Consider the following 18407-nt stretch of genomic DNA (forward strand, 5'->3'; position numbering starts at 1 on the left):
CGTCCGGCTGGCGGGTCCGTCGGCACTTGCCGGCTCAGCTGCGCCAGCGGAAGAAGTCTACAAAAGCGCGCAACGACGGACGCATCTGTCGTCGCGACGGATAGTAGATGTAGAAGCCGTCGAATGGCGGGCACCAGTCTTCCAGCACCCGCACCAGCCGTCCCTCCCGAATATCCTCCTCCACCCGTCGATCGAAGACGAAGGCCAGTCCCAACCCGTCAAGGGCTGCCTGGCGCATCAGCTGCTGGCTGGACAGGATCAGCGGCCCGCCGACATCGACGATGATCGATTTTCCGTCCTTCTCCAGCTCCCAACGATAGATCGCCCCGCTTGAAAAGCGCCGGCGGATGCAGGAATGACCAATCAATTCGCGCGGATGCTGCGGCGCCGGCCTCTCCGCCAGATAGGCGGGCGACCCGACGATCGCCCCCTGCCACGGGCCGCTCGCCCGCACCGCCACCATGTCCGCCTCCAGGTGTTCACCGAGCCGCAAGCCGGCATCGAAGCCCTTCTCGACAATGTCCTCAAACCGGTCGTCGGTGCGCAGGTCGAGCTCGATCTGCGGAAAGAGCCTGAGGAACTCGGCAAGCCGCGGCATGATGACCTGCTCGGCGGCCAGCATCGGCATGGTCAGCCGCAGCGGTCCCGCCGGCCGATCGCTGTGTTCGGCAAGCGCCTCCAGCGTCGCGGCGATCTCCGCGAGCGCCGGCGATAGGCGCTCGATCAGCATCCGCCCCTCTTCGGTGGGCGATACGCTGCGCGTCGTTCTCTGCAGCAGCCGCCGGCCGAGACTTTCCTCCAGAGCCGCCACCGCGTGACTGACGGCCGAAGGCGCGATCTTCAGTTCAGCTGCCGCCTTGCGGAAGCTTCGATGCTCGGCGACGGCGGCAAGCACTGCCAGTTGGGAAAGCTGCGTCCGGTTCATTGTTCGAACAGATAGAACAGCCCGATGCGGAATGCACCTGTTTTCCTGTCGGCGATCCGGCTCTAGATTACCCGGATCGGCACAAATCTTCGTCTGTCGGCGGAGCAAGGAGAGCAGCATGCAACATCGCAAACTCGGAAGCCTCGACGTCTCGGCACTCGGTCTCGGCTGCATGGGCATGACCCATGCCTACAGTCCGGCCGCAGATGAAAGCGGGTCGCTGGCGACACTGGCGCGCGCCGTCGAGCTTGGCGTAACATTGTTCGATACAGCGGAGGTCTATGGGCCCCACACCAACGAGGTGCTGGTCGGCAAGGGGCTTAAGCCCTGGCGGGACCAGATCCTGATCGCCACCAAGTTCGGCTTCACCATCGGCGACGCGGCAAAAGCCGCCCGCCCCTCCGGCACCGACAGCCGCCCGGAAAACGTCCGCGCCGCAGCCGAGGCCTCGCTGAAGCGTCTCGGCGTCGAGGTCATCGACCTCTTCTACCAGCACCGCGTCGATCCCGACGTGCCGATCGAGGACACTGTCGGGGCCATGGCCGATCTGGTCCAGCAGGGCAAGGTTCGAGCGCTTGGCCTGTCGGAGGCAAGTGCGGCAACGCTGCGGCGCGCCCATGCCGTCCACCCGATCGCCGCTATCCAAAGCGAATATTCGCTGTGGACACGGGATCCGGAAACCAATGGCGTCCTCGATACCTGCCGCGAACTGGGCATTGGCTTCGTGCCGTTCTCACCGCTCGGGCGCGGTGCGCTGACGGGTGCGTTGAAAAACCTCGACGGACTGGCAGAGAACGATTTCCGCCGCGGCCTTCCGCGCTTCCAGGCGGAAAACTTCGATGCCAACCTGGCGCTGGTGTCGGCACTCGAACGGATGGCGGCCGACAAGGGCGTGACCGCCGGCCAGCTGGCGCTGGCCTGGGTGCTGGCGCAGGGGGATTTCATCGTGCCCATCCCCGGCACGACAAAGATCGCCAACCTGGAGAAGAACGTCGCCGCGGCCGACATCGTCCTGTCCGCGGGCGAGGTCAAGGAACTCGGCGACCTGCTGTCACCCGACAAGGTGAAGGGCGAGCGTTATCCCGAATCGATGGCGAAGATGGCCAACAAGTAAGGGCGGCGGCAGGGGCATCGTCTTGCGACGCCCCTGCCCTGACCGCAGTCCTCGCCCTTCAAACGTGGTGGGAGCATGATTGTCGAGATCTGGCGCCCTCAAAGATCCAGTGCGCGCCACCTTGCGAGATGCTCCGTCGCCCGGTTCGGTCCACCAGCAGCGTTGCACGATGTGAATATTTTGCCGCCGAGCTAGTTGCATATGCAATTACCTGCTGCTATGGTCATGTGATGTTCGATCACTGTCTCTACTTCAACACCACCTCCCTTGCCCGCCAGCTGGAACGGATCTGGACCGAGGCCTTCAAGCCGTTCGGACTGACGCCGCCGCAGGCTTTTACGCTGCGTGCGGTGCTGGCGAAGCCCGGTATGCTTCACAGCGAGCTGGCGGACACCTTGAAGATCGCTCGCGCCACCGCGACCCGGTCGGTGGACGGTCTGGTGGCGCGCGGACTTCTGGAACGGCGCGCGACGGAACAGGACGGGCGGGAATCGGAACTGCACCCGACACTTTCGGCGATCGAGATCGGAGATGGCCTCAATGCAGCAAGCGGCGAGGTGACACAACGATTGCAGGCAGAACTCAGCGCCAGTGTCTTTTCAGGCTTCGTCCAGCAGGCGCGCTCCATCAGCAGCCACCTGACCTGAAGCATTCCTACATAGTTGCATAGCTAACCAATGGAGAGAAGCATGCCCATCCTCAATGTGAAAGTCAGCGGCACGCGGTCGGACGCAACGACCCATGCGATATCCGACATGCTGATCGACCTGACGCACCGCATCCTCGGCAAGGATCCCGCGGTCACGGCCATTGCCATCGACTATGTCGATCCGCGGGACTGGACTGCCGGCGGGAAGACGCTGGCTGAGCAGGGCAGATCGAGCATCTACCTCGACATCAAGATCACCGACGAGACCAACACCAAAAGCGAAAAGTCCGCCTTCATCGAGGCGACCTTCCAAGGCTTCGCAGCCCTTCTCGGCAATCTGCACGAGGAGAGCTACATCTATGTCCAGGATGTCCGTGCCGCGGCCTATGGCTACGGAGGGAAAACCCAGGAGTGGCGCTACCAGCGAGCCGGCTAGGCCCGCAGCACGCCGCCGGTGGCCTTTTCGACATTGCCGACGATCTTCTTGGTCAGCGCCTCGAAATCCTCGTCGGTCAGCGTCTTGTCGGTCGGCTGGATCAGCACCTCGATGGCGACCGACTTTCTGCCTTCGCCGACCGATGCGCCCTCGAACACGTCGAACACGTTGACACCGGTGATCAGCTTACGGTCGGCGCTCGTGGCCGCCTTGATCAGCGCGCCGGCCTCGACCGTCTTGTCGACGACGAAGGCAAAATCGCGCTTCACCATCTGGAAGGGTGACAGGTCCAGCGCCGGCTTGGTGCGCGTCGCCTTCTTCTTCGGCTCCGGCATGGCATCGAGATAGACCTCGAAGCCGGCCAGTGCGCCGGAGACATCGAGCGACGCCAAAGTGTTCGGATGGAATTCGCCGAAATGGCCGAGGACGACCTTCGGACCCATCTTGATGGTGCCTGAACGGCCCGGGTGATACCAGGACGGGCCGCCCTGCTCCACCTGGACGTTGCTCATCGGCAGGCCGCAGGCCTCGATCACCGCCAGCGCATCGGCCTTTGCGTCATAGACGTCGACCGGCTTTCCACCACCCTTCTGGGCATTAGACCAGAGACGACCGGCGCCGGCCAGCGAGGCCGTGCCGCGACGAACGCCACCGGCGACGCGCCGCTGCTCGGAAGGCGTATCGCCTTCATAAGTGCCGGAGACCTCGAAGATCGCCACGTCGGCAAGCCCCTTGTCCGCATTGCGCTGCGCGGCCGTCAGCAGGCCGGGCAGCAGCGACGGACGCATGTCGGACATGTCGGCGGCAATCGGATTGGCGAGCTTCAGCTGCGGCTTGCCGCCGCCGAACAGCTTTGCCTGGTCTTCCGGAATGAACGACCAGGTGACGGCCTCGAGCATGCCGCGGGACGCAAGCGCACGCTTGGCGGTGCGCGTGCGCACCTGCAGCGTGGTCAGGATACGGCCGTTGACCGCACCAAGATTTTCGATCGGTTCGGGACGGATCTGGTCGACGCCATGGATGCGCATAACCTCTTCCACCAGATCGGCCTTGCCGTCGACGTCCGGACGCCAGGAAGGCACGGCAACCGTGGAACGCGCGTCGTTGCCGGAGACGATCTCGAAGCCGAGGCTGGTCAGGATCCTGCGGCTTTCCTCGATCGAGACATTGAGCCCGGTGAGGCGCTTAACCTCGGAGAACGGAAAATCCACATGCTTCTTCGTGTGGCCGGAAAAGCCTTCGACCTTCGCCTCTGCAGCGGTGCCGCCGCAGAGATCGAGCACCAGCTGGGTGGTGCGATCGAGACCGGGCATCATGTAATCCGGGTCGACGCCGCGCTCGAAGCGATAGCGGGCATCGGTGATGATGCCGAGCGCGCGGCCGGACTTGGCGATGTTGATCGGGTCCCACAGCGCCGACTCGATGAGCACGTCGGTAGTGTTCTCGTCGCAGCCGGAGTGCTCGCCGCCCATGATGCCGCCGATCGACTCGACGCCATTGTCGTCGGCGATGACGACGGTGTTCGGCGTCAGCCTGTAGGTACGCGCGTCGAGCGCCAGGATTTCCTCACCCTCGACCGCACGGCGCACCGTGAGATTGCCGGCAACCTTGGCCGCGTCGAAGACGTGCATCGGTCGACCCTGGTCGAAGGTCATGTAGTTGGTGATATCGACGAGCGCGTTGATCGGCCGCAGACCGATCGCCTTCAGCCGCGTCTGCATCCAGACGGGGCTTGGGCCGTTCCTGACGCCGCGCACGAGGCGAAGCGCAAAGCCGGGGCAGAGCCTCTGGTCATCCAGGTCGATCGTCACCGAAACCAGCGTCTCGCCGTCGATCTTGAAGTCGGCCGGTTTCGGCTGCTTCAACGTGCCTAGGCCTGAGGCGGCGAGATCGCGGGCGATGCCGAAGACGCTCGTGCAGTCTGGGCGGTTCGGCGTCAGGTTGATCTCGATCATCGGATCGTCGAGGCCGGCATAGGTGGCGAACGGCGTGCCGACAGGTGCATCTTCGGGCAGATCGATGATGCCGTCATGGCTGTCGGAAATGTTGAGCTCCTTTTCCGAGCACATCATCCCGTGGCTTTCGACGCCGCGAATATTGCCAACCGCCAGCGTCACGTCGAGGCCAGGCACGTAGGTGCCAGGGCGAGCCAGGGCACCGATCAGGCCGGCCCGGGCGTTCGGCGCACCGCAGACGACCTGCACCGGCGGAGAACCATTGCCGGTATCGACCATCAGCACCTTCAGCCGGTCGGCGGAAGGGTGCTTTTCGGCCGACAGGACCTTGGCGATGACGAACGGCTTGTAGGCCGCCTTGTCGTCGACATCCTCGACCTCAAGGCCGATCGCCGTCAGCCGCTCGCAGATCTGGTCCAGGGTGGCGTCGGTATCCAGATGATCCTTCAGCCAGGAGAGCGTGAATTTCATGGTGTCTGTTCTCCTATCAGCTGCTCAAGCCGCCAAACAGCGTCGGCATGTCGAGCGGCCGGAACCCGTAATGGCTCATCCAGCGGACATCGGCGTTGAAGAAGTCGCGCAGGTCGGGCATCCCGTATTTCAGCATGGCGATACGGTCGAGGCCCATGCCCCAGGCAAACCCCTGGTACTCATCGGGATCAAGGCCGCCGGCACGCAGGACGTTCGGATGCACCATGCCGCAGCCGAGAATTTCCATCCAGTCGGTGCCTTCGCCGAACTTGACGATCGGGCCCGACGAGCGGTCGCACTGGATGTCGACCTCGAAGCTCGGCTCGGTGAACGGGAAGAACGACGGACGGAAGCGCATCACGACATTGTCGACTTCGAAGAAGCTCTTGCAGAACTCTTCGAGGATCCAGCGCATGTTGCCGACATGGCTTTTCCTGTCGACCACCAGGCCTTCGACCTGGTGGAACATCGGCGAATGGGTTGCGTCGGAATCCTGCCGATACGTCTTGCCCGGAATGACGATGCGGATCGGCGGCTTCTGCGCTTCCATGGTGCGCACCTGCACCGGCGACGTGTGGGTGCGCAGAACCTTGCGCTCGCCCTTCTCGTCGGGCTGGAAGAAGAAGGTGTCGTGCATTTCGCGGGCCGGATGACCTTCCGGGAAATTCAGGGCCGTGAAATTATAGTAGTCGGTCTCGATATCCGGACCTTCGGCGATCGAGAACCCCATGTCGGCGAAGATCGCCGTGATCTCGTCGGTGATCTGGCTGATCGGGTGGATGCGCCCCCGCTCGGCCGGCGAAGAGCGGACCGGCAGCGAGACGTCGACCGTCTCGGCCTTCAGGCGCGCCTCGATCGCGGCATCACGCAGCACCGTCTTGCGGGCAGCGAGCGCGTCGGTCACCTCGGTCTTCAGGGCATTGATCGCCGCGCCGCGGCTCTGGCGCTCCTCCGGGCTCATGCCGCCGAGCGTCTTCAGGAGCTCGGAGACCGAACCCTTCTTGCCGAGCGCCGACAGGCGGACCGCTTCCAGCCCCGCCTCGTCACCAGCCTCGGCGATTTCCGCCAGGAGCGAGATCTTCAGATTTTCCAGATCGGACATGATGTCTTCCGTGTGATGGACGGCAAAATCAGAAGCCGGCCCGGCACTCTCCGAGACGGCCAAAGAAAAACCCGCGCCAGCCGAGACCAGCGCGGGTTTCCCAATTCAACAAAGCACGAAGCCGGGAAGCGCTGGTTAGCGAACCGCGCTTTCAAACTCGTTCGTCGTGCCGGCGTCCTTGAGGTACTCAAGCGCCTTCTTGGCAGCCGATACCAGTGCGCCGAATGCTTCCGGCTCATGGATCGCCATGTCGGAGAGAACCTTGCGGTCGACTTCGATGCCAGCCTTGTTAAGGCCATCGATGAAGCGGCCGTAGGTCAGGCCGGATTCGCGGACGGCAGCATTGATACGCTGGATCCACAGAGCGCGGAAGTTGCGCTTCTTGACGCGACGGTCGCGCGTGGCGAACTGACGCGAACGGTCCACAGCGGCCTTAGCGGCGCGGATGGTGTTCTTGCGGCGGCCGTAGAAGCCCTTGGCTGCCTTGAGGGTCTTGGTGTGCTTGGCGCGGGAAGTTACGCCACGTTTTACGCGTGCCATGTCATGATCTCCTTATCTGATCCAAAAGTGACGAGGGTCTCAGAGACCGTTCGGCAGGTAGTTCTTGATAACCTTCTTGCCATCGGGTTCGGCAAGGACCATCGTTCCGCGTGCATCGCGGATGAACTTGTTGGACCGCTTGATCATGCCGTGGCGCTTGCCGGCGGCAGCCGCAACGACCTTGCCGGAGGCAGTGATCTTGAAGCGCTTCTTGGCGGACGATTTCGTCTTCATCTTGGGCATTTTGCTACTCCGTAGTCTTGTATCGAAGCCTGCAGACGATGCAGACTTCAAGCATTAAGAACGGCCACGGCATGCCCTGCCGGACCGTTCGGACGGGCGCTTATACCGACCAGGCGGTAAAAGCGCAATGGGGAAAGCGCAGGCTCTGCGCCGCCCGTCGCAAATAGCGGGGCGTCGCACCGGGCCTTCGAAGTGCCGGCCTTATCTCGGGGCCAGCACCATCATCATCTGGCGGCCTTCGAGCTTCGGCTCGGCTTCCACCTTGGCGATCGTCGCGGTGTCGTCCTTCACCTGAAGCAGGAGCTTCATGCCAAGTTCCTGGTGCGCCATTTCGCGGCCGCGGAAGCGGAGCGTCACGCGAACCTTGTCGCCATCCTCGAAGAACCTGATGATCGACTTCATCTTCACCTCATAGTCATGGGTGTCGATGTTCGGACGCATCTTGATTTCTTTGATTTCGACGATCTTCTGCTTCTTGCGCGCCTCAGCCGCCTTCTTCTGGTTGGCGTATTTCAGCTTGCCGAGATCGAGGATCTTGCACACCGGCGGATCGTTGTTCGGCGAAATCTCGACGAGATCGAGACCCGCCTCCTCCGCCATCTTGAGCGCCTGGTCCGTCGGCACGGGGCCGAGGTTTTCGCCCTCTGCGTTGATCAGCTGAACGCGAGGGACGCGGATTTCGCGGTTGGAGCGCGGCCCGTCCTTGACAGGAGCGTCGGCTTTGAAGGGTCTGCGAATGGTCGTATTCTCCTTGAATTATTCCGGATCGCAACGGCAATCATCTGCGCACGGCGCAATAGCCGGGCAATGTCGTCAACGCTGCGGCGAAGTCAATAGCACATCCCGGCAGAGAAATCACCTGCTGCCGGCATAACGCGAATCTGTTTTATAGGGCCCCGATCAAGAAGGATGCAGATGATGACAACTTCGGCCAGCGGACCCGGGCTTAGCACGATATCGGTAGGAGAAGGCGACGAAACAAGGGCGATCGCCATCCTTCATCGTCCAGCCACCGGAACCAGGGCGCCGCAGATCGTCTGGCTCGGCGGTTATCGTTCGGACATGACCGGCACCAAGGCGATCGAAATGGATCATCTTGCCGAGGAGCTGGGTTGCGCAGCACTGCGCTTCGATTACTCCGGCCACGGACAGTCCGGCGGCGAATTTCGCCTCGGCACCATCTCGCGCTGGCTGGAAGAGACGCTGGCGGTGATCGACGCCTATGCCGCCGAGGAGGTGGTGCTCGTCGGGTCGTCCATGGGAGGCTGGATCGCCCTGCGGCTGGTTCAGGAACTTCGCCGCCGGGCGGCTGGCCCCCGCGTTCGTGGCATGCTGCTGATCGCACCGGCGCCGGACTTCACCAGCGACCTCATCGAGCCTGCCCTGACGGAGGCGGAACATCGCTCGCTGGAAGAGCGCGGCTATTTCGAGGAAGCATCGGAGTACAGCCCGGAGCCGAACATCTTCACCCGCGCGCTGATTGAGGACGGCCGGAACAACCGCGTGCTGCAGGGCGTGATCGATACCGGATGCCCGGTGCACATCCTGCAGGGCATGCGCGACGAGGATGTTCCCTATCGCCATGCGCTCAAGCTGGTCGAATTCCTTCCGGCGGACGATGTGGTGCTCACCCTGGTGCGGGACGGGGATCACCGGCTGTCTCGGCCGCAGGATATCGAGCGCATGCGAAAAGCCATCCTGGCCCTCATCGGGATGGAACTGCCTCATTAATAGGCTGCGACCAAAAAGCCGCACTATTAACCATAAGACTCGACGGAAGCTGTTAATGCTTTGTTCATAATTGACACCCCGGCCCTTCGCCTCTTAACCTTTCGTTAGGATTTCAAGGGACGGGTCCATGATGAATGCCTCCAAGACACGGTCGGTTGCCGTGAGCTTCTTTGCCTTGTTCGCCACCGCTGCTGCGGCACTTCCGGCGTCTCAGGCAAACGTACACATGGTCACCGGCAACGTGACCTCGCAGCCCATCGGTCACTACGAATTCTGCCAGCGCTATGCGGACGAGTGCAACATTCGCCTCCCGTCATCGCTGCCGGCCAAGGTCACCGAGTTCGGCTGGGACATGATCCATCAGGTTAACGCCTCGGTGAACGGCCGCATCAAGGCAAAGACCGACGCGGAACTCTATGGCCGCGAAGAGTTCTGGGCCTACCCGGTCGATGCCGGCGACTGCGAGGATTATGCGCTGGAGAAGCGCAAGGAGCTCTCAGACAAGGGCTTCTCGCTCGCCGACCTGCTGATCACCGTGGTCCGCAAGCCGGACGGCGAAGGTCACGCCGTTTTGACAGTGCGCACCTCCGACGGTGACTTCGTCCTCGACAACCTCAACAACGACGTGAAGCTGTGGACCGAAACGTCCTACACCTTCCTCAAGCGCCAGGCTTCGTTCAGCACCGGGCGCTGGGTCACCATCGAGGATGGCCGCGAAGTGGTGGTCGGCGCCCTGCGCTGATCCGGCACGCATCCCCCCTGCTTTGAAATGGCCGGCGCATCGCCGGCCATTTTCGTTCGGGCGCCAGGCGTGGCCCGCGCTTACCCGTGACCAATGAGGATCCCGGCGGCCAGCACCAGCGAGCCGCCGAAGACAACCTGGAAGACAGCCCGGAGGAAGGGCGTCTCCATGTACTTGTTCTGGATGAAGGCGATCGCCCACAACTCGAAGAACACGACCACGGCGGCAACGCCGGTCGCCGTCCAGAAATGCGGGATGAGATAGGGAAGCGCGTGTCCCAGGCCACCGACGGCCGTCATGATGCCTGAGGCGAGCCCGCGCTTCAGCGGCGATCCGCGGCCGGAAAGCTTGCCGTCATCGTGCGCCGCCTCAGTGAAGCCCATCGAGATGCCCGCGCCGACGGACGCCGACAGGCCGATCAGGAAGGTCTGCCAGGTATCCTGCGTCGCAAATGCGGCGGCAAAGATCGGTGCCAGTGTGGAAACGGAGCCATCCATCAACCCGGCAAGGCCCGGCTGGACATAGGTGAGGATGAACTGCCGCCGCTCGCTGCGACCTTCTTCTTCGATCACGTCCTCTGGCGTGTGCTTTTCGCCGAGCATGCTGGCAATCTCGCCATGCCCCTGCTCCGCCAGTGCCAGATCGCCCAGCAGTTGCCGGGTAGAGGCGTCAGTCACGCGCCCTGCCGCCTGCGTGTAGAAGCGGAAGGCCTGCGCTTCCATCTGCTCCGCCTGGGCGCGAATGGTATCCAGCGACAGGTTCTTCACCAGCCAGTCCGGACGCCGCTGGTAGAAGCCACGCACATGCTCACGGCGGATCAGCGGGATGGTTTCGCCGAAGCGCTGCCGGAACTGGCCGATCAACATGTTGCGGTGGGATTGCTCGACCTCCGCCATGTCCCGAAAGACCTTGGCGCTATCCGGCGCCCGCTCGGCCAAGGAAGCGGCGTAGGCCTGGTAGATGCGGGCATCTTCCTCCTCTGAGGAGATTGCCAGGGCGAGCATTTCATCTTCGGCCAGCGTATCGAAGGAACGACGGCCGGATCCACGGAACATTGATAACATCACGACACCTTTTAGAATTATTCTAATTCTAATGTGGCGAGGCGGATTTGCAAGAGGCAGACAAGCGGAGCTAGCGGCAATGCGCACTCGAGCCGACCCGCAATGTTCATGCAGTCTCAGCATGTTGCGGCGCAATAATTGATCTTTCTGACTTGCAGCGCTCGCAACAAAATGCTTTTACGCCTCGGTTGTGGGCGCTTGCCCACCGTCAGGCATCATCCAGAGGCATCAGTTCATGAACCGCAGATCCTTCTTCCGCCAGGCGGGTACCGCCGGCATTGGCGCAGCCGCCGCCACGGCACTTGCTTCTCCCGCCCTCGCTCAGGAAAATCCACAGATCACCTGGCGGATGACCTCGTCTTTCCCGAAGAGCCTCGACGTGCTCTTCAACAGCGCAGTCGAGATCGCCAAGAGCGTCAGCGAAGCGACGGACGGCAAGTTCCAGATCCAGACCTATGCTGCGGGCGAGATCGTTCCGCCGCTGCAGGCAGCCGATGCGGTCGCTGCCGGTACGGTCGAGATGGCACACACCTGCGCCTACTATTATGTCGGCAAGGACCCGACCTTCGCTCTCGGCACGGCGGTTCCCTTCGGCCTCAACGCGCGGCTGACGAACTCATGGTTCTCGGTTGGCGGCGGTAACGAGCTGATCAACGAGTTCCTGGCCGGCCACAACCTCTATGCCATGCCGGCCGGCAATACCGGTGCGCAGATGGGCGGCTGGTTCCGCAAGGAGATCAAGACTGTCGAGGACCTCAAGGGTCTGAAGATGCGCATCGCCGGTCTTGCCGGACAGGTGATGAGCAAGGTGGGCGTCACCCCGCAGCAGATCGCCGGCGGCGACGTCTATGCGGCCCTGGAAAAGGGCACGATTGATGCAACCGAATTCGTCGGCCCCTACGACGACCACAAGCTCGGCTTCTACAAGGTCGCCAAGTACTACTACTACCCGGCATGGTGGGAAGGCGGCCCGACGGTCCACGCCTTCTTCAATCTCGACAAGTTCAACAGCCTGCCGAAGGCCTACCAGCGCGTGCTGACCGATGCCTGCGCCCGCGTCAACGCGCTGATGCTGGAGAAGTACGACGCGCTGAACGCCAAGGCACTGCGCGAACTGGTGGCCCAGGGCGCTGTGCTGCGGCCATTCAGCCAGGACATCCTCGAGGTCTGCTACAAGGCAGCCCAGGAGACCTACAGCGAGATCTCGGCGCAGAACGCCAACTTCAAGAAGATCTACGAAAGCCAGCAGGCCTTCAAGAAGGACGGCTATCTGTGGCTGCAGATCGCCGACTACAGCTTTGACACCTTCATGATGATCCAGCAGCGCAACGGCAATCTCTGACATCCGACTTCGGGCGAGCCATCCTGTCGACTGGCTCGCCCGGCACAACGCGATATCACCCTTCACAAGGGCACCAGCATCCGGTGTCCTTTCCTCAAATCCCTGGTATTTCCGTCAGTTGCCGCTACTGTATGGCGAACGCGTTCCTCGCCGAGAGCAGGAGACGGCAGACGGCGAAGGCAATGACGATAGCGATTGCAAGCAGACTGAGGTTGCTGGTCATCGGGCCCCCATCGTTTGTCGACGAGGGGACGCGGACATTCTGGGATCGTTCAGGCGTCGATTTCACAGGTCCACATCCGGCTGACGTCATCGAGGAACTGGATCTCGACTGTACGATAGACGGTGCGGTGATCGACGTAGGCTACGACGCAGACACGCTGCTGCGATGCATTGAATTCCTGGACGAGAAGCTTATTCCGGCGGTGTTCGCGACTCCGGCGTCCCGCAGCATCCAGCTGCGTGGCGGCTTCGTGCTGTCAGGCAACCACGAAGACCGGGATGCAATCCTTGGTCAGTTGATGGGCCAGAAAAATACAACTCTGCACTGAGACGGGCTTGCGCCTCGATCCGGCGTGCCTATGCTGGAGATGGGGAGGACGTCGGCCATGCATCATGTCGATACACATTTTTATCCCAGCATTCTCGCACCCGGCGATCTGACGGCAATGGAAACTGCCATCCGTTCGGTTATCTCGTCTTGCAACTCAGAAGGGTGCAGCCCGGATGCTCATCAGGTGGCGCGCTTCGTCTTGCGCCTCTACCGGATGGGGTTGACAGACGTGGAGAAGCTGTCGACGCTCGGTGCCCAGATGATGCGCAAGCCAGGCAGTATCGGCCAGTCGTGAGACGATTGCCGGTCCTTCGCTTGCCGGAGACATCAAAGAAAAGGGGTCGCGACGCCGACCCCCTTTGCCATAGGCGAGACTATCGCCCTCAGTTGCTGCTGTCGTTCGGGCGAGCCTTCGAGCCAACCCGCTCGACATTATCGACCGTCTTGGCGTCGGCAGCCTGACCGAATTTGGTGCCACCAAGGTGACCACCTGCATTGGTTTGGGCAACCTGCGCCTCGGCGCGCTGCTGCTGTTCTTTGACATCCGTCTTGGACATGTGTGCCTCCTTCGTCTGCTGGTGTCGTGACCGAACCAACGGGTGGCGACGGATGTTCCCTGCCCGTTAGAGAAGGCAGCGACGATCAGGCGATCCGCTTGTAGAACAGGGTTGTCCCGCAGAAGCCGCCCTGCGGCCAGAGGGCATAGTCCGGAATGACACCGACCCGCTGCCAGCCGAACCGCGGATAGATGGCCTCCGCCTCACTTCCCGTTGCAGTGTCGAGGACGAGGAGGCTGCGACCGCGACGGGCGCTCTCCGCCTCCACCGCTTGTAGCAACAATCGCGAAAGACCTCGCCCGCGCACCGAACGGTGGACGATCAGCTTCATGAGGTCTCCGCGATGTGGCTGATTTGGGCGCGAGGCAAACGCGACCTGTACGGTTCCGACCACTCTGCCATCGATTTCGCTCACCACCAGAACAGTCTGGCCGGCCGCGACGCTATCAACGACGCCTTGCCAGTAGTTCCGGGCATCCGCCGGCGAGAACGGCAGCATGAAGCCGAGCGACGCGCCGCCGTTGACACCATCCGACAGCACCTCGCAGAGATCGTCGATGACACGGGCTGCCTCCTCGGCAGTGAGAATGCGAATGACGGGGGAAGCGGTCGCGCTCATGTTTCCAGCTTTTCTCTCGGTTCAGCGGCCGCGGTCGAGGATAACCGCATAGCGGGCGGGTTGGTCTGTCGGGTTGTGGAATTCGAAGGCGTCGCCGATATCCATGAACAGGCAGTCCCCCGGCTGCAGCCGGTATGTCTGCGCGGGCATGACCATCTCCAGGGCGCCTTCGAACAACCAGATGTGCTGCGTCATCGAGCGGCTGCCCTCTCGGGGCGGGAAGGCCACGCGGGCACCCGCGGGAAACTCGACCTCGACGATGTCCACCCGCGACGATACGCCCGGCGGCGATACCGAGCGGCGCAGGTATCCGGTGATCGGATCGCGCCACAGATGCTGGGCGGAGCGGCGGACCAGCGGCGAGCGGTCCGGTTCATCGGGCGCGAAAAAGGCGGAGAGCGACAGGCCCAGCGCCTCGCAAAGCCTCGCCAGCAGCGCTGCAGTCGGACTGGCCTCGCCGCGCTCGATCCGTGAAATCATGGCGCGGCTGACAGCGGACGCCATCGCAAGCTGGTCGAGCGTGTAGTTCTGCCGGATCCGCAGAGACTTTAGCCGTTCGCCCACCATGCCTTCAAAAGCCTGACCGATATCGTCCATGGCTGGATCATGGCGTTCTCTTATAGTGGAGTCAACAGATCATATGCTGGAACCCCTAGGACGGCGCCGGTGAGAATGCGCTCTCGAACGGCGCGATTTCCGCCTCTGCCACCCCCGAAAATCAACGTCCTGCTCGGGAATTCTGGCATTTGAATCGAATTTACCGCTAGTCGGGAAATCGGCTCGCTGCTATACGCGCAAGCCATGAGCACCGATCGCACGCCCCTCGACCACATCCGCAATTTCTCCATCGTCGCGCATATCGACCACGGCAAGTCGACGCTGGCTGACCGTCTGATCCAGACGACCGGAGGGCTGGCCGAGCGCGACATGTCCGAGCAGGTGCTGGATTCGATGGATATCGAGCGCGAGCGCGGCATCACCATCAAGGCCCAGACAGTGCGCCTGCACTACAAGGCCAACAATGGCGAAACCTATATCCTCAACCTGATCGACACGCCCGGCCACGTCGACTTCGCCTATGAGGTGTCGCGTTCGCTGTCGGCCTGCGAGGGTTCGCTGCTGGTCGTCGACGCCTCGCAAGGGGTCGAAGCGCAGACACTCGCCAACGTCTACCAGGCGATCGACAACAATCACGAGATCGTCACGGTTCTCAACAAGGTCGACCTTCCGGCCGCCGAGCCGGAGCGCATCAAGGAACAGATCGAAGAGGTCATCGGCATCGATGCCTCCGAGGCGGTCCTGATCTCGGCCAAGACCGGTCTCGGCATTCCCGACGTGCTGGAAGCGATCGTCCACAAGCTGCCGCCGCCGAAGAGCGAGGCCGGCGAGAAAGGCCCGCTGAAGGCGCTGCTGGTCGACAGCTGGTACGACACCTATCTCGGCGTCATGGTTCTGGTGCGCGTGCTCGACGGCGTGCTGACGAAGGGCCAGGTCATCCGCATGATGGGCACCGACGCTAAATACAACGTCGAGCGCGTCGGCGTTCTGACGCCGAAAATGCTCGCCGTCGACAGCCTCGGCCCAGGCGAAATCGGATTCTTCACCGGTTCGATCAAGGAAGTTGCTGATACCCGCGTCGGTGACACCATCACCGAGGACAAGCGCCCGACCGCCAACATGCTGCCGGGCTTCAAGCCGGCGCAGCCCGTGGTGTTCTGCGGCCTCTTCCCTGTTGACGCTGCGGATTTCGAAGATCTGCGCTCGGCGATGGGCAAGTTGCGCCTCAACGACGCGTCCTTCTCTTTCGAAATGGAAAGCTCCGCGGCACTCGGCTTCGGCTTCCGCTGCGGCTTCCTCGGCCTGCTGCATCTCGAAATCATCCAGGAGCGCCTGGAACGCGAGTTCGACCTCGATCTGATCGCCACCGCACCATCCGTCGTCTACAAGCTGTCGATGACCGACGGCACCGAGCGCGAGCTGCACAACCCGGCCGACATGCCTGACGTCGTGCGCATTTCGGCAATCCAGGAGCCGTGGATCAAGGCGACGATCCTGACGCCGGACGACTATCTCGGAGGCATCCTCAAGCTTTGCCAGGACCGCCGCGGCGTGCAGACGGAGCTCACCTACGTGGGCAAGCGCGCCATGCTGACCTACGAACTGCCGCTCAACGAAGTGGTGTTCGATTTCTACGATCGGCTGAAGTCGATCTCCAAGGGTTACGCTTCGTTCGACTATCACCTTGACGCCTACCGCGAAGGCAATCTGGTGAAGATGTCGATCATGGTGAACGGCGAGCCCGTCGACGCGCTGTCGATGCTGGTCCACCGGTCGGCCGCCGAAAAGCGTGGCCGCGACATGTGCGAAAAGCTTAAGGATCTCATTCCGCGGCACATGTTCAAGATCCCGATCCAGGCGGCGATCGGCGGCAACGTGATCGCCCGCGAAACGATCTCCGCGATGCGCAAGGACGTGACCGCCAAGTGCTACGGCGGCGACGCCAGCCGCAAGCGCAAGCTGCTCGACAAGCAGAAGGCCGGCAAGAAGCGCATGCGCCAGTTCGGCAAGGTGGAAATCCCGCAGGAAGCCTTCATTGCCGCGCTGAAGATGAGCGACGAGTAAGGGCTGGGCTAGCGCTTGCCGCTCGCCCTCAGATATCGGCGAGCGTCCCGGCAGCCGCGGCTATTGGCTGACGTACACTCGATGGCGTCGGCAACCCTCACCTCCGGCTGAAGTGCGGACTGCGGAGGCGCTTGGCGATACGCCGGCTGGCATCCACCTGCGGCTGTGCTATCATCCTGCTCCAGCCGGAGTTCATCGATGTCGGTCAATGCCATCAAATCAGTCGAGCTTCCACTCAGCGAGGCGCTTCTGGCGGAAGCCCGCGACCTGAAGCTCGATGTCGCAGGGGCCGCCGAGGACGGCATCATGCGAGCGGTCAAAGCAGAGAAGGAACGCCTCTGGCGGCTGGAAAATGCCGAGGCCATTCAGGCTGCAAACGACTATGTGGAGAAGTATGGGCTGCCGCTCGCCAAGTTTCGTCTCTTCTGATGGCGCGTTTCACAGTCTATAGGTTGCCGCACAACGATAGCCTTGCCATAGACCTCCAGAGCAAGCTGTTCGACGGCTGCATACGCGCGTTATGGCGCCGATTGTGCCTATTAATGATATTGCCCAGCTCGTCCCCCGCCTCAACCCGCGCATGAGGATCAACGACATTGTCTATGTCATGCTGACGGAGTTCATCGGCACCGTTCCAGTAGTAGACATTGGAATGCCGATTGCCGACCTTTCCGCCCGCGCCGACGACATCACCGCCGCCACCGATTTCCTCTTCCAGGGCTTCTGACGCAAACGCCCCACAGGTCAGCCTGCGGGGCGTTGCGGATCGAACTTGTGGAACAAGCGATCAGCGTGCCGGCGTCATGCCTTCGAAGGCCGGCGCCTGCTGCAACTGCTCGCGCGTCACGTTGAGGACGATCTGGCCAGGCAGGCCGTCGTCGCCGATGCGGGCCGCACTGTTGGCATCGCGGTTTGCCGCAGTCTCGGTGCCGGCTGCACCCGTCGTGCCGGTAGCGTTCGGCGTTGCCGTGCCCATGCCGGTCGCGGCCGTGGTGTCGCCTGCGGTACCGCCGGCCGGTGGCGTGGTTGCCGTGTTGCCGCTGGTGGAAGCCGTGGTTTCGCCCGAAACGGCTGCCGACGAGGCTGCTGCCTGGTCGGCCTCCTGCTGCGTCATGCCCGGGCCGAGCTGCAGCGCGCTCATGTCGACGGCCACATCCTTCTGGCCGATGCCGAGAAAGCCGCCGACTCCAATGATCACGGCGTTGACGCTGCCATCCTGGCTGATCAGCACGTCGCTGATGTCACCGATGCTTTCACCGTCGGTTCCGTAGACGGCCTTGCCCTGCAGGTCGCTGACACGCCAGGCGCCCTGGCCTGGCACGGTGACGAACGGGCCGGCGGTCGTGCTTTCAGCGGTTCTCGGGCTGTCGGCCATGCCGCCCTGGGCATTGTTCTGGTTGGTCATCTGGCCGGTATCCGGCGAGACCGGAGCGGTCGTGGTCTGGGCTACGGCGGCGAAAGGCAGTGCGGTGGAAAGCGCCAGTACGGCGATCAGTTTGCGGATCATGGATGGTCCTCCTGTTCGATTGGAACTGGATCTAGAACACATGCCCCGGAGCCTTGTTCCGGACGGCCATCCAACGTTCCCGTGAGTCACTGGCCACAAACACACACAAAATTGTCAGGCGGCAAGACGGACCTGAGCCGGAGCGCGGATGCCGCCAGGGATCCCTCGGGCACCATATCCCGCGCCACCGGTCGGAGATCCGCACCTTGATCGCCGCAGCCCGCGCCTGTAGCCT

Annotated in this window: 22 protein-coding genes; 11 read left to right on the top strand and 11 right to left on the bottom strand. The window is 62.6% G+C overall.

The genetic code is table 11. The features are described from left to right. Positions 1–34: 34 nt before the first annotated feature. Positions 35–925, bottom strand: coding sequence for a LysR substrate-binding domain-containing protein (locus AAIH46_RS12740; protein WP_430306232.1), 891 nt, complete (start codon positions 923–925; stop codon positions 35–37). A gap of 118 nt (positions 926–1043) precedes the next feature. Between AAIH46_RS12740 and AAIH46_RS12745 the strand changes: the two genes are divergently transcribed. The 3 genes from AAIH46_RS12745 to AAIH46_RS12755 all read left to right on the top strand — a co-directional run bounded on the left by AAIH46_RS12745 (position 1044) and on the right by AAIH46_RS12755 (position 3124). Continuing rightward, entirely contained in the window at positions 1044–2039 is a 996-nt protein-coding gene (locus tag AAIH46_RS12745; protein ID WP_430306233.1) for an aldo/keto reductase, read from the top strand. A gap of 230 nt (positions 2040–2269) precedes the next feature. After that, the gene (locus AAIH46_RS12750; protein ID WP_430306234.1) at positions 2270–2686 is read left to right on the top strand and encodes a MarR family winged helix-turn-helix transcriptional regulator; all 417 of its coding nucleotides are present in this window, start codon (positions 2270–2272) and stop codon (positions 2684–2686) included. A gap of 42 nt (positions 2687–2728) precedes the next feature. Continuing rightward, positions 2729–3124 (top strand): tautomerase family protein, encoded by a 396-nt coding sequence (locus AAIH46_RS12755; protein ID WP_430306236.1) that lies wholly within the window; start codon positions 2729–2731, stop codon positions 3122–3124. Here the strand turns inward: AAIH46_RS12755 and pheT are convergent. The 5 genes from pheT to infC all read right to left on the bottom strand — a co-directional run bounded on the left by pheT (position 3121) and on the right by infC (position 8173). Then, positions 3121–5550: a phenylalanine--tRNA ligase subunit beta gene (gene pheT, locus AAIH46_RS12760; RefSeq protein ID WP_430306237.1), complete on the bottom strand. Its 2430-nt coding sequence runs from the start codon at positions 5548–5550 to the stop codon at positions 3121–3123. The genes AAIH46_RS12755 and pheT overlap by 4 nt on opposite strands. Positions 5551–5566: 16 nt before the next feature. Further along, positions 5567–6652, bottom strand: coding sequence for a phenylalanine--tRNA ligase subunit alpha (pheS, locus tag AAIH46_RS12765; RefSeq protein WP_430306238.1), 1086 nt, complete (start codon positions 6650–6652; stop codon positions 5567–5569). Between the two features lie 135 nt (positions 6653–6787). Beyond that, positions 6788–7192: a 50S ribosomal protein L20 gene (rplT, locus tag AAIH46_RS12770; protein WP_430306239.1), complete on the bottom strand. Its 405-nt coding sequence runs from the start codon at positions 7190–7192 to the stop codon at positions 6788–6790. Between the two features lie 39 nt (positions 7193–7231). Next, positions 7232–7435 (bottom strand): 50S ribosomal protein L35, encoded by a 204-nt coding sequence (rpmI, locus tag AAIH46_RS12775; RefSeq protein ID WP_430306240.1) that lies wholly within the window; start codon positions 7433–7435, stop codon positions 7232–7234. Positions 7436–7636: 201 nt separating this feature from the next. After that, on the bottom strand, positions 7637–8173 hold the full coding sequence (gene infC / locus AAIH46_RS12780; RefSeq protein WP_430306561.1) for a translation initiation factor IF-3: 537 nt from the start codon (positions 8171–8173) through the stop codon (positions 7637–7639). 180 nt (positions 8174–8353) lie between these two features. On the opposite strand from infC, the gene AAIH46_RS12785 reads away from it, so the two are divergent. Together AAIH46_RS12785 and AAIH46_RS12790 are read left to right on the top strand one after the other, a co-directional pair. Further along, positions 8354–9166, top strand: a complete 813-nt coding sequence (locus AAIH46_RS12785; protein WP_430306562.1) for an alpha/beta hydrolase — start codon at positions 8354–8356, stop codon at positions 9164–9166. Positions 9167–9293: 127 nt separating this feature from the next. Further along, on the top strand, positions 9294–9908 hold the full coding sequence (locus AAIH46_RS12790; RefSeq protein ID WP_430306241.1) for a transglutaminase-like cysteine peptidase: 615 nt from the start codon (positions 9294–9296) through the stop codon (positions 9906–9908). A gap of 80 nt (positions 9909–9988) precedes the next feature. Here AAIH46_RS12790 and mbfA read toward each other — a convergent pair whose 3' ends face one another. After that, positions 9989–10972, bottom strand: a complete 984-nt coding sequence (gene mbfA / locus AAIH46_RS12795; RefSeq protein WP_430306242.1) for an iron exporter MbfA — start codon at positions 10970–10972, stop codon at positions 9989–9991. Between the two features lie 235 nt (positions 10973–11207). On the opposite strand from mbfA, the gene AAIH46_RS12800 reads away from it, so the two are divergent. From AAIH46_RS12800 to AAIH46_RS12810, 3 genes are all read left to right on the top strand, one after another. Next, positions 11208–12314 (top strand): TRAP transporter substrate-binding protein, encoded by a 1107-nt coding sequence (locus tag AAIH46_RS12800; protein ID WP_430306243.1) that lies wholly within the window; start codon positions 11208–11210, stop codon positions 12312–12314. Between the two features lie 182 nt (positions 12315–12496). Then, positions 12497–12865, top strand: coding sequence for a hypothetical protein (locus tag AAIH46_RS12805; protein ID WP_430306244.1), 369 nt, complete (start codon positions 12497–12499; stop codon positions 12863–12865). A 57-nt stretch (positions 12866–12922) separates the two neighbouring features. Next, positions 12923–13162: a hypothetical protein gene (locus AAIH46_RS12810; protein WP_430306245.1), complete on the top strand. Its 240-nt coding sequence runs from the start codon at positions 12923–12925 to the stop codon at positions 13160–13162. A gap of 88 nt (positions 13163–13250) precedes the next feature. On the opposite strand, the gene AAIH46_RS12815 is transcribed toward AAIH46_RS12810, so the two are convergent. The 3 genes from AAIH46_RS12815 to AAIH46_RS12825 form a co-directional block, all read right to left on the bottom strand. Continuing rightward, complete coding sequence (locus AAIH46_RS12815; protein WP_430306246.1) at positions 13251–13424, bottom strand: hypothetical protein; 174 nt, start codon at positions 13422–13424, stop codon at positions 13251–13253. A gap of 85 nt (positions 13425–13509) precedes the next feature. Next, the gene (locus tag AAIH46_RS12820; protein ID WP_430306248.1) at positions 13510–14043 is read right to left on the bottom strand and encodes an N-acetyltransferase family protein; all 534 of its coding nucleotides are present in this window, start codon (positions 14041–14043) and stop codon (positions 13510–13512) included. Positions 14044–14064: 21 nt separating this feature from the next. Continuing rightward, positions 14065–14640: a helix-turn-helix domain-containing protein gene (locus tag AAIH46_RS12825; protein WP_430306249.1), complete on the bottom strand. Its 576-nt coding sequence runs from the start codon at positions 14638–14640 to the stop codon at positions 14065–14067. Between the two features lie 204 nt (positions 14641–14844). On the opposite strand from AAIH46_RS12825, the gene lepA reads away from it, so the two are divergent. The 3 genes from lepA to AAIH46_RS12840 all read left to right on the top strand — a co-directional run bounded on the left by lepA (position 14845) and on the right by AAIH46_RS12840 (position 17392). Then, the gene (gene lepA / locus AAIH46_RS12830) at positions 14845–16665 is read left to right on the top strand and encodes a translation elongation factor 4 (protein ID WP_430306251.1); all 1821 of its coding nucleotides are present in this window, start codon (positions 14845–14847) and stop codon (positions 16663–16665) included. Positions 16666–16863: 198 nt separating this feature from the next. Then, positions 16864–17094 carry a type II toxin-antitoxin system CcdA family antitoxin gene (locus tag AAIH46_RS12835; protein ID WP_430306253.1) on the top strand — a complete coding sequence of 77 codons (231 nt, stop codon included), beginning with the start codon at positions 16864–16866 and terminating at the stop codon, positions 17092–17094. A 91-nt stretch (positions 17095–17185) separates the two neighbouring features. After that, positions 17186–17392: a CcdB family protein gene (locus AAIH46_RS12840; protein WP_430306254.1), complete on the top strand. Its 207-nt coding sequence runs from the start codon at positions 17186–17188 to the stop codon at positions 17390–17392. A 60-nt stretch (positions 17393–17452) separates the two neighbouring features. Here the strand turns inward: AAIH46_RS12840 and AAIH46_RS12845 are convergent, their stop codons facing one another. Next, the gene (locus tag AAIH46_RS12845) at positions 17453–18172 is read right to left on the bottom strand and encodes a PRC-barrel domain-containing protein (protein ID WP_430306256.1); all 720 of its coding nucleotides are present in this window, start codon (positions 18170–18172) and stop codon (positions 17453–17455) included. Positions 18173–18407: the final 235 nt, after the last annotated feature.

The sequence above is a fragment of the Rhizobium sp. 0TCS1.26 genome, assembly GCF_050455525.1.
Taxonomy (GTDB): domain Bacteria; phylum Pseudomonadota; class Alphaproteobacteria; order Rhizobiales; family Rhizobiaceae; genus Neorhizobium.

What these genes read in the sequence shown, in the direction of transcription:
- AAIH46_RS12740 (WP_430306232.1), bottom strand. Translation starts at nt 925, where the DNA reads ATGAACCGGACGCAGCTTTCCCAACTGGCAGTGCTTGCCGCCGTCGCC.
- AAIH46_RS12745 (WP_430306233.1), top strand. Translation starts at nt 1,044, where the DNA reads ATGCAACATCGCAAACTCGGAAGCCTCGACGTCTCGGCACTCGGTCTC.
- AAIH46_RS12750 (WP_430306234.1), top strand. Translation starts at nt 2,270, where the DNA reads ATGTTCGATCACTGTCTCTACTTCAACACCACCTCCCTTGCCCGCCAG.
- AAIH46_RS12755 (WP_430306236.1), top strand. Translation starts at nt 2,729, where the DNA reads ATGCCCATCCTCAATGTGAAAGTCAGCGGCACGCGGTCGGACGCAACG.
- pheT (WP_430306237.1), bottom strand. Translation starts at nt 5,550, where the DNA reads ATGAAATTCACGCTCTCCTGGCTGAAGGATCATCTGGATACCGACGCC.
- pheS (WP_430306238.1), bottom strand. Translation starts at nt 6,652, where the DNA reads ATGTCCGATCTGGAAAATCTGAAGATCTCGCTCCTGGCGGAAATCGCC.
- rplT (WP_430306239.1), bottom strand. Translation starts at nt 7,192, where the DNA reads ATGGCACGCGTAAAACGTGGCGTAACTTCCCGCGCCAAGCACACCAAG.
- rpmI (WP_430306240.1), bottom strand. Translation starts at nt 7,435, where the DNA reads ATGCCCAAGATGAAGACGAAATCGTCCGCCAAGAAGCGCTTCAAGATC.
- AAIH46_RS12785 (WP_430306562.1), top strand. Translation starts at nt 8,354, where the DNA reads ATGACAACTTCGGCCAGCGGACCCGGGCTTAGCACGATATCGGTAGGA.
- AAIH46_RS12790 (WP_430306241.1), top strand. Translation starts at nt 9,294, where the DNA reads ATGATGAATGCCTCCAAGACACGGTCGGTTGCCGTGAGCTTCTTTGCC.
- mbfA (WP_430306242.1), bottom strand. Translation starts at nt 10,972, where the DNA reads ATGTTATCAATGTTCCGTGGATCCGGCCGTCGTTCCTTCGATACGCTG.
- AAIH46_RS12800 (WP_430306243.1), top strand. Translation starts at nt 11,208, where the DNA reads ATGAACCGCAGATCCTTCTTCCGCCAGGCGGGTACCGCCGGCATTGGC.
- AAIH46_RS12805 (WP_430306244.1), top strand. Translation starts at nt 12,497, where the DNA reads ATGACGATAGCGATTGCAAGCAGACTGAGGTTGCTGGTCATCGGGCCC.
- AAIH46_RS12810 (WP_430306245.1), top strand. Translation starts at nt 12,923, where the DNA reads ATGCATCATGTCGATACACATTTTTATCCCAGCATTCTCGCACCCGGC.
- AAIH46_RS12815 (WP_430306246.1), bottom strand. Translation starts at nt 13,424, where the DNA reads ATGTCCAAGACGGATGTCAAAGAACAGCAGCAGCGCGCCGAGGCGCAG.
- AAIH46_RS12820 (WP_430306248.1), bottom strand. Translation starts at nt 14,043, where the DNA reads ATGAGCGCGACCGCTTCCCCCGTCATTCGCATTCTCACTGCCGAGGAG.
- AAIH46_RS12825 (WP_430306249.1), bottom strand. Translation starts at nt 14,640, where the DNA reads ATGGACGATATCGGTCAGGCTTTTGAAGGCATGGTGGGCGAACGGCTA.
- lepA (WP_430306251.1), top strand. Translation starts at nt 14,845, where the DNA reads ATGAGCACCGATCGCACGCCCCTCGACCACATCCGCAATTTCTCCATC.
- AAIH46_RS12835 (WP_430306253.1), top strand. Translation starts at nt 16,864, where the DNA reads ATGTCGGTCAATGCCATCAAATCAGTCGAGCTTCCACTCAGCGAGGCG.
- AAIH46_RS12840 (WP_430306254.1), top strand. Translation starts at nt 17,186, where the DNA reads ATGGCGCCGATTGTGCCTATTAATGATATTGCCCAGCTCGTCCCCCGC.
- AAIH46_RS12845 (WP_430306256.1), bottom strand. Translation starts at nt 18,172, where the DNA reads ATGATCCGCAAACTGATCGCCGTACTGGCGCTTTCCACCGCACTGCCT.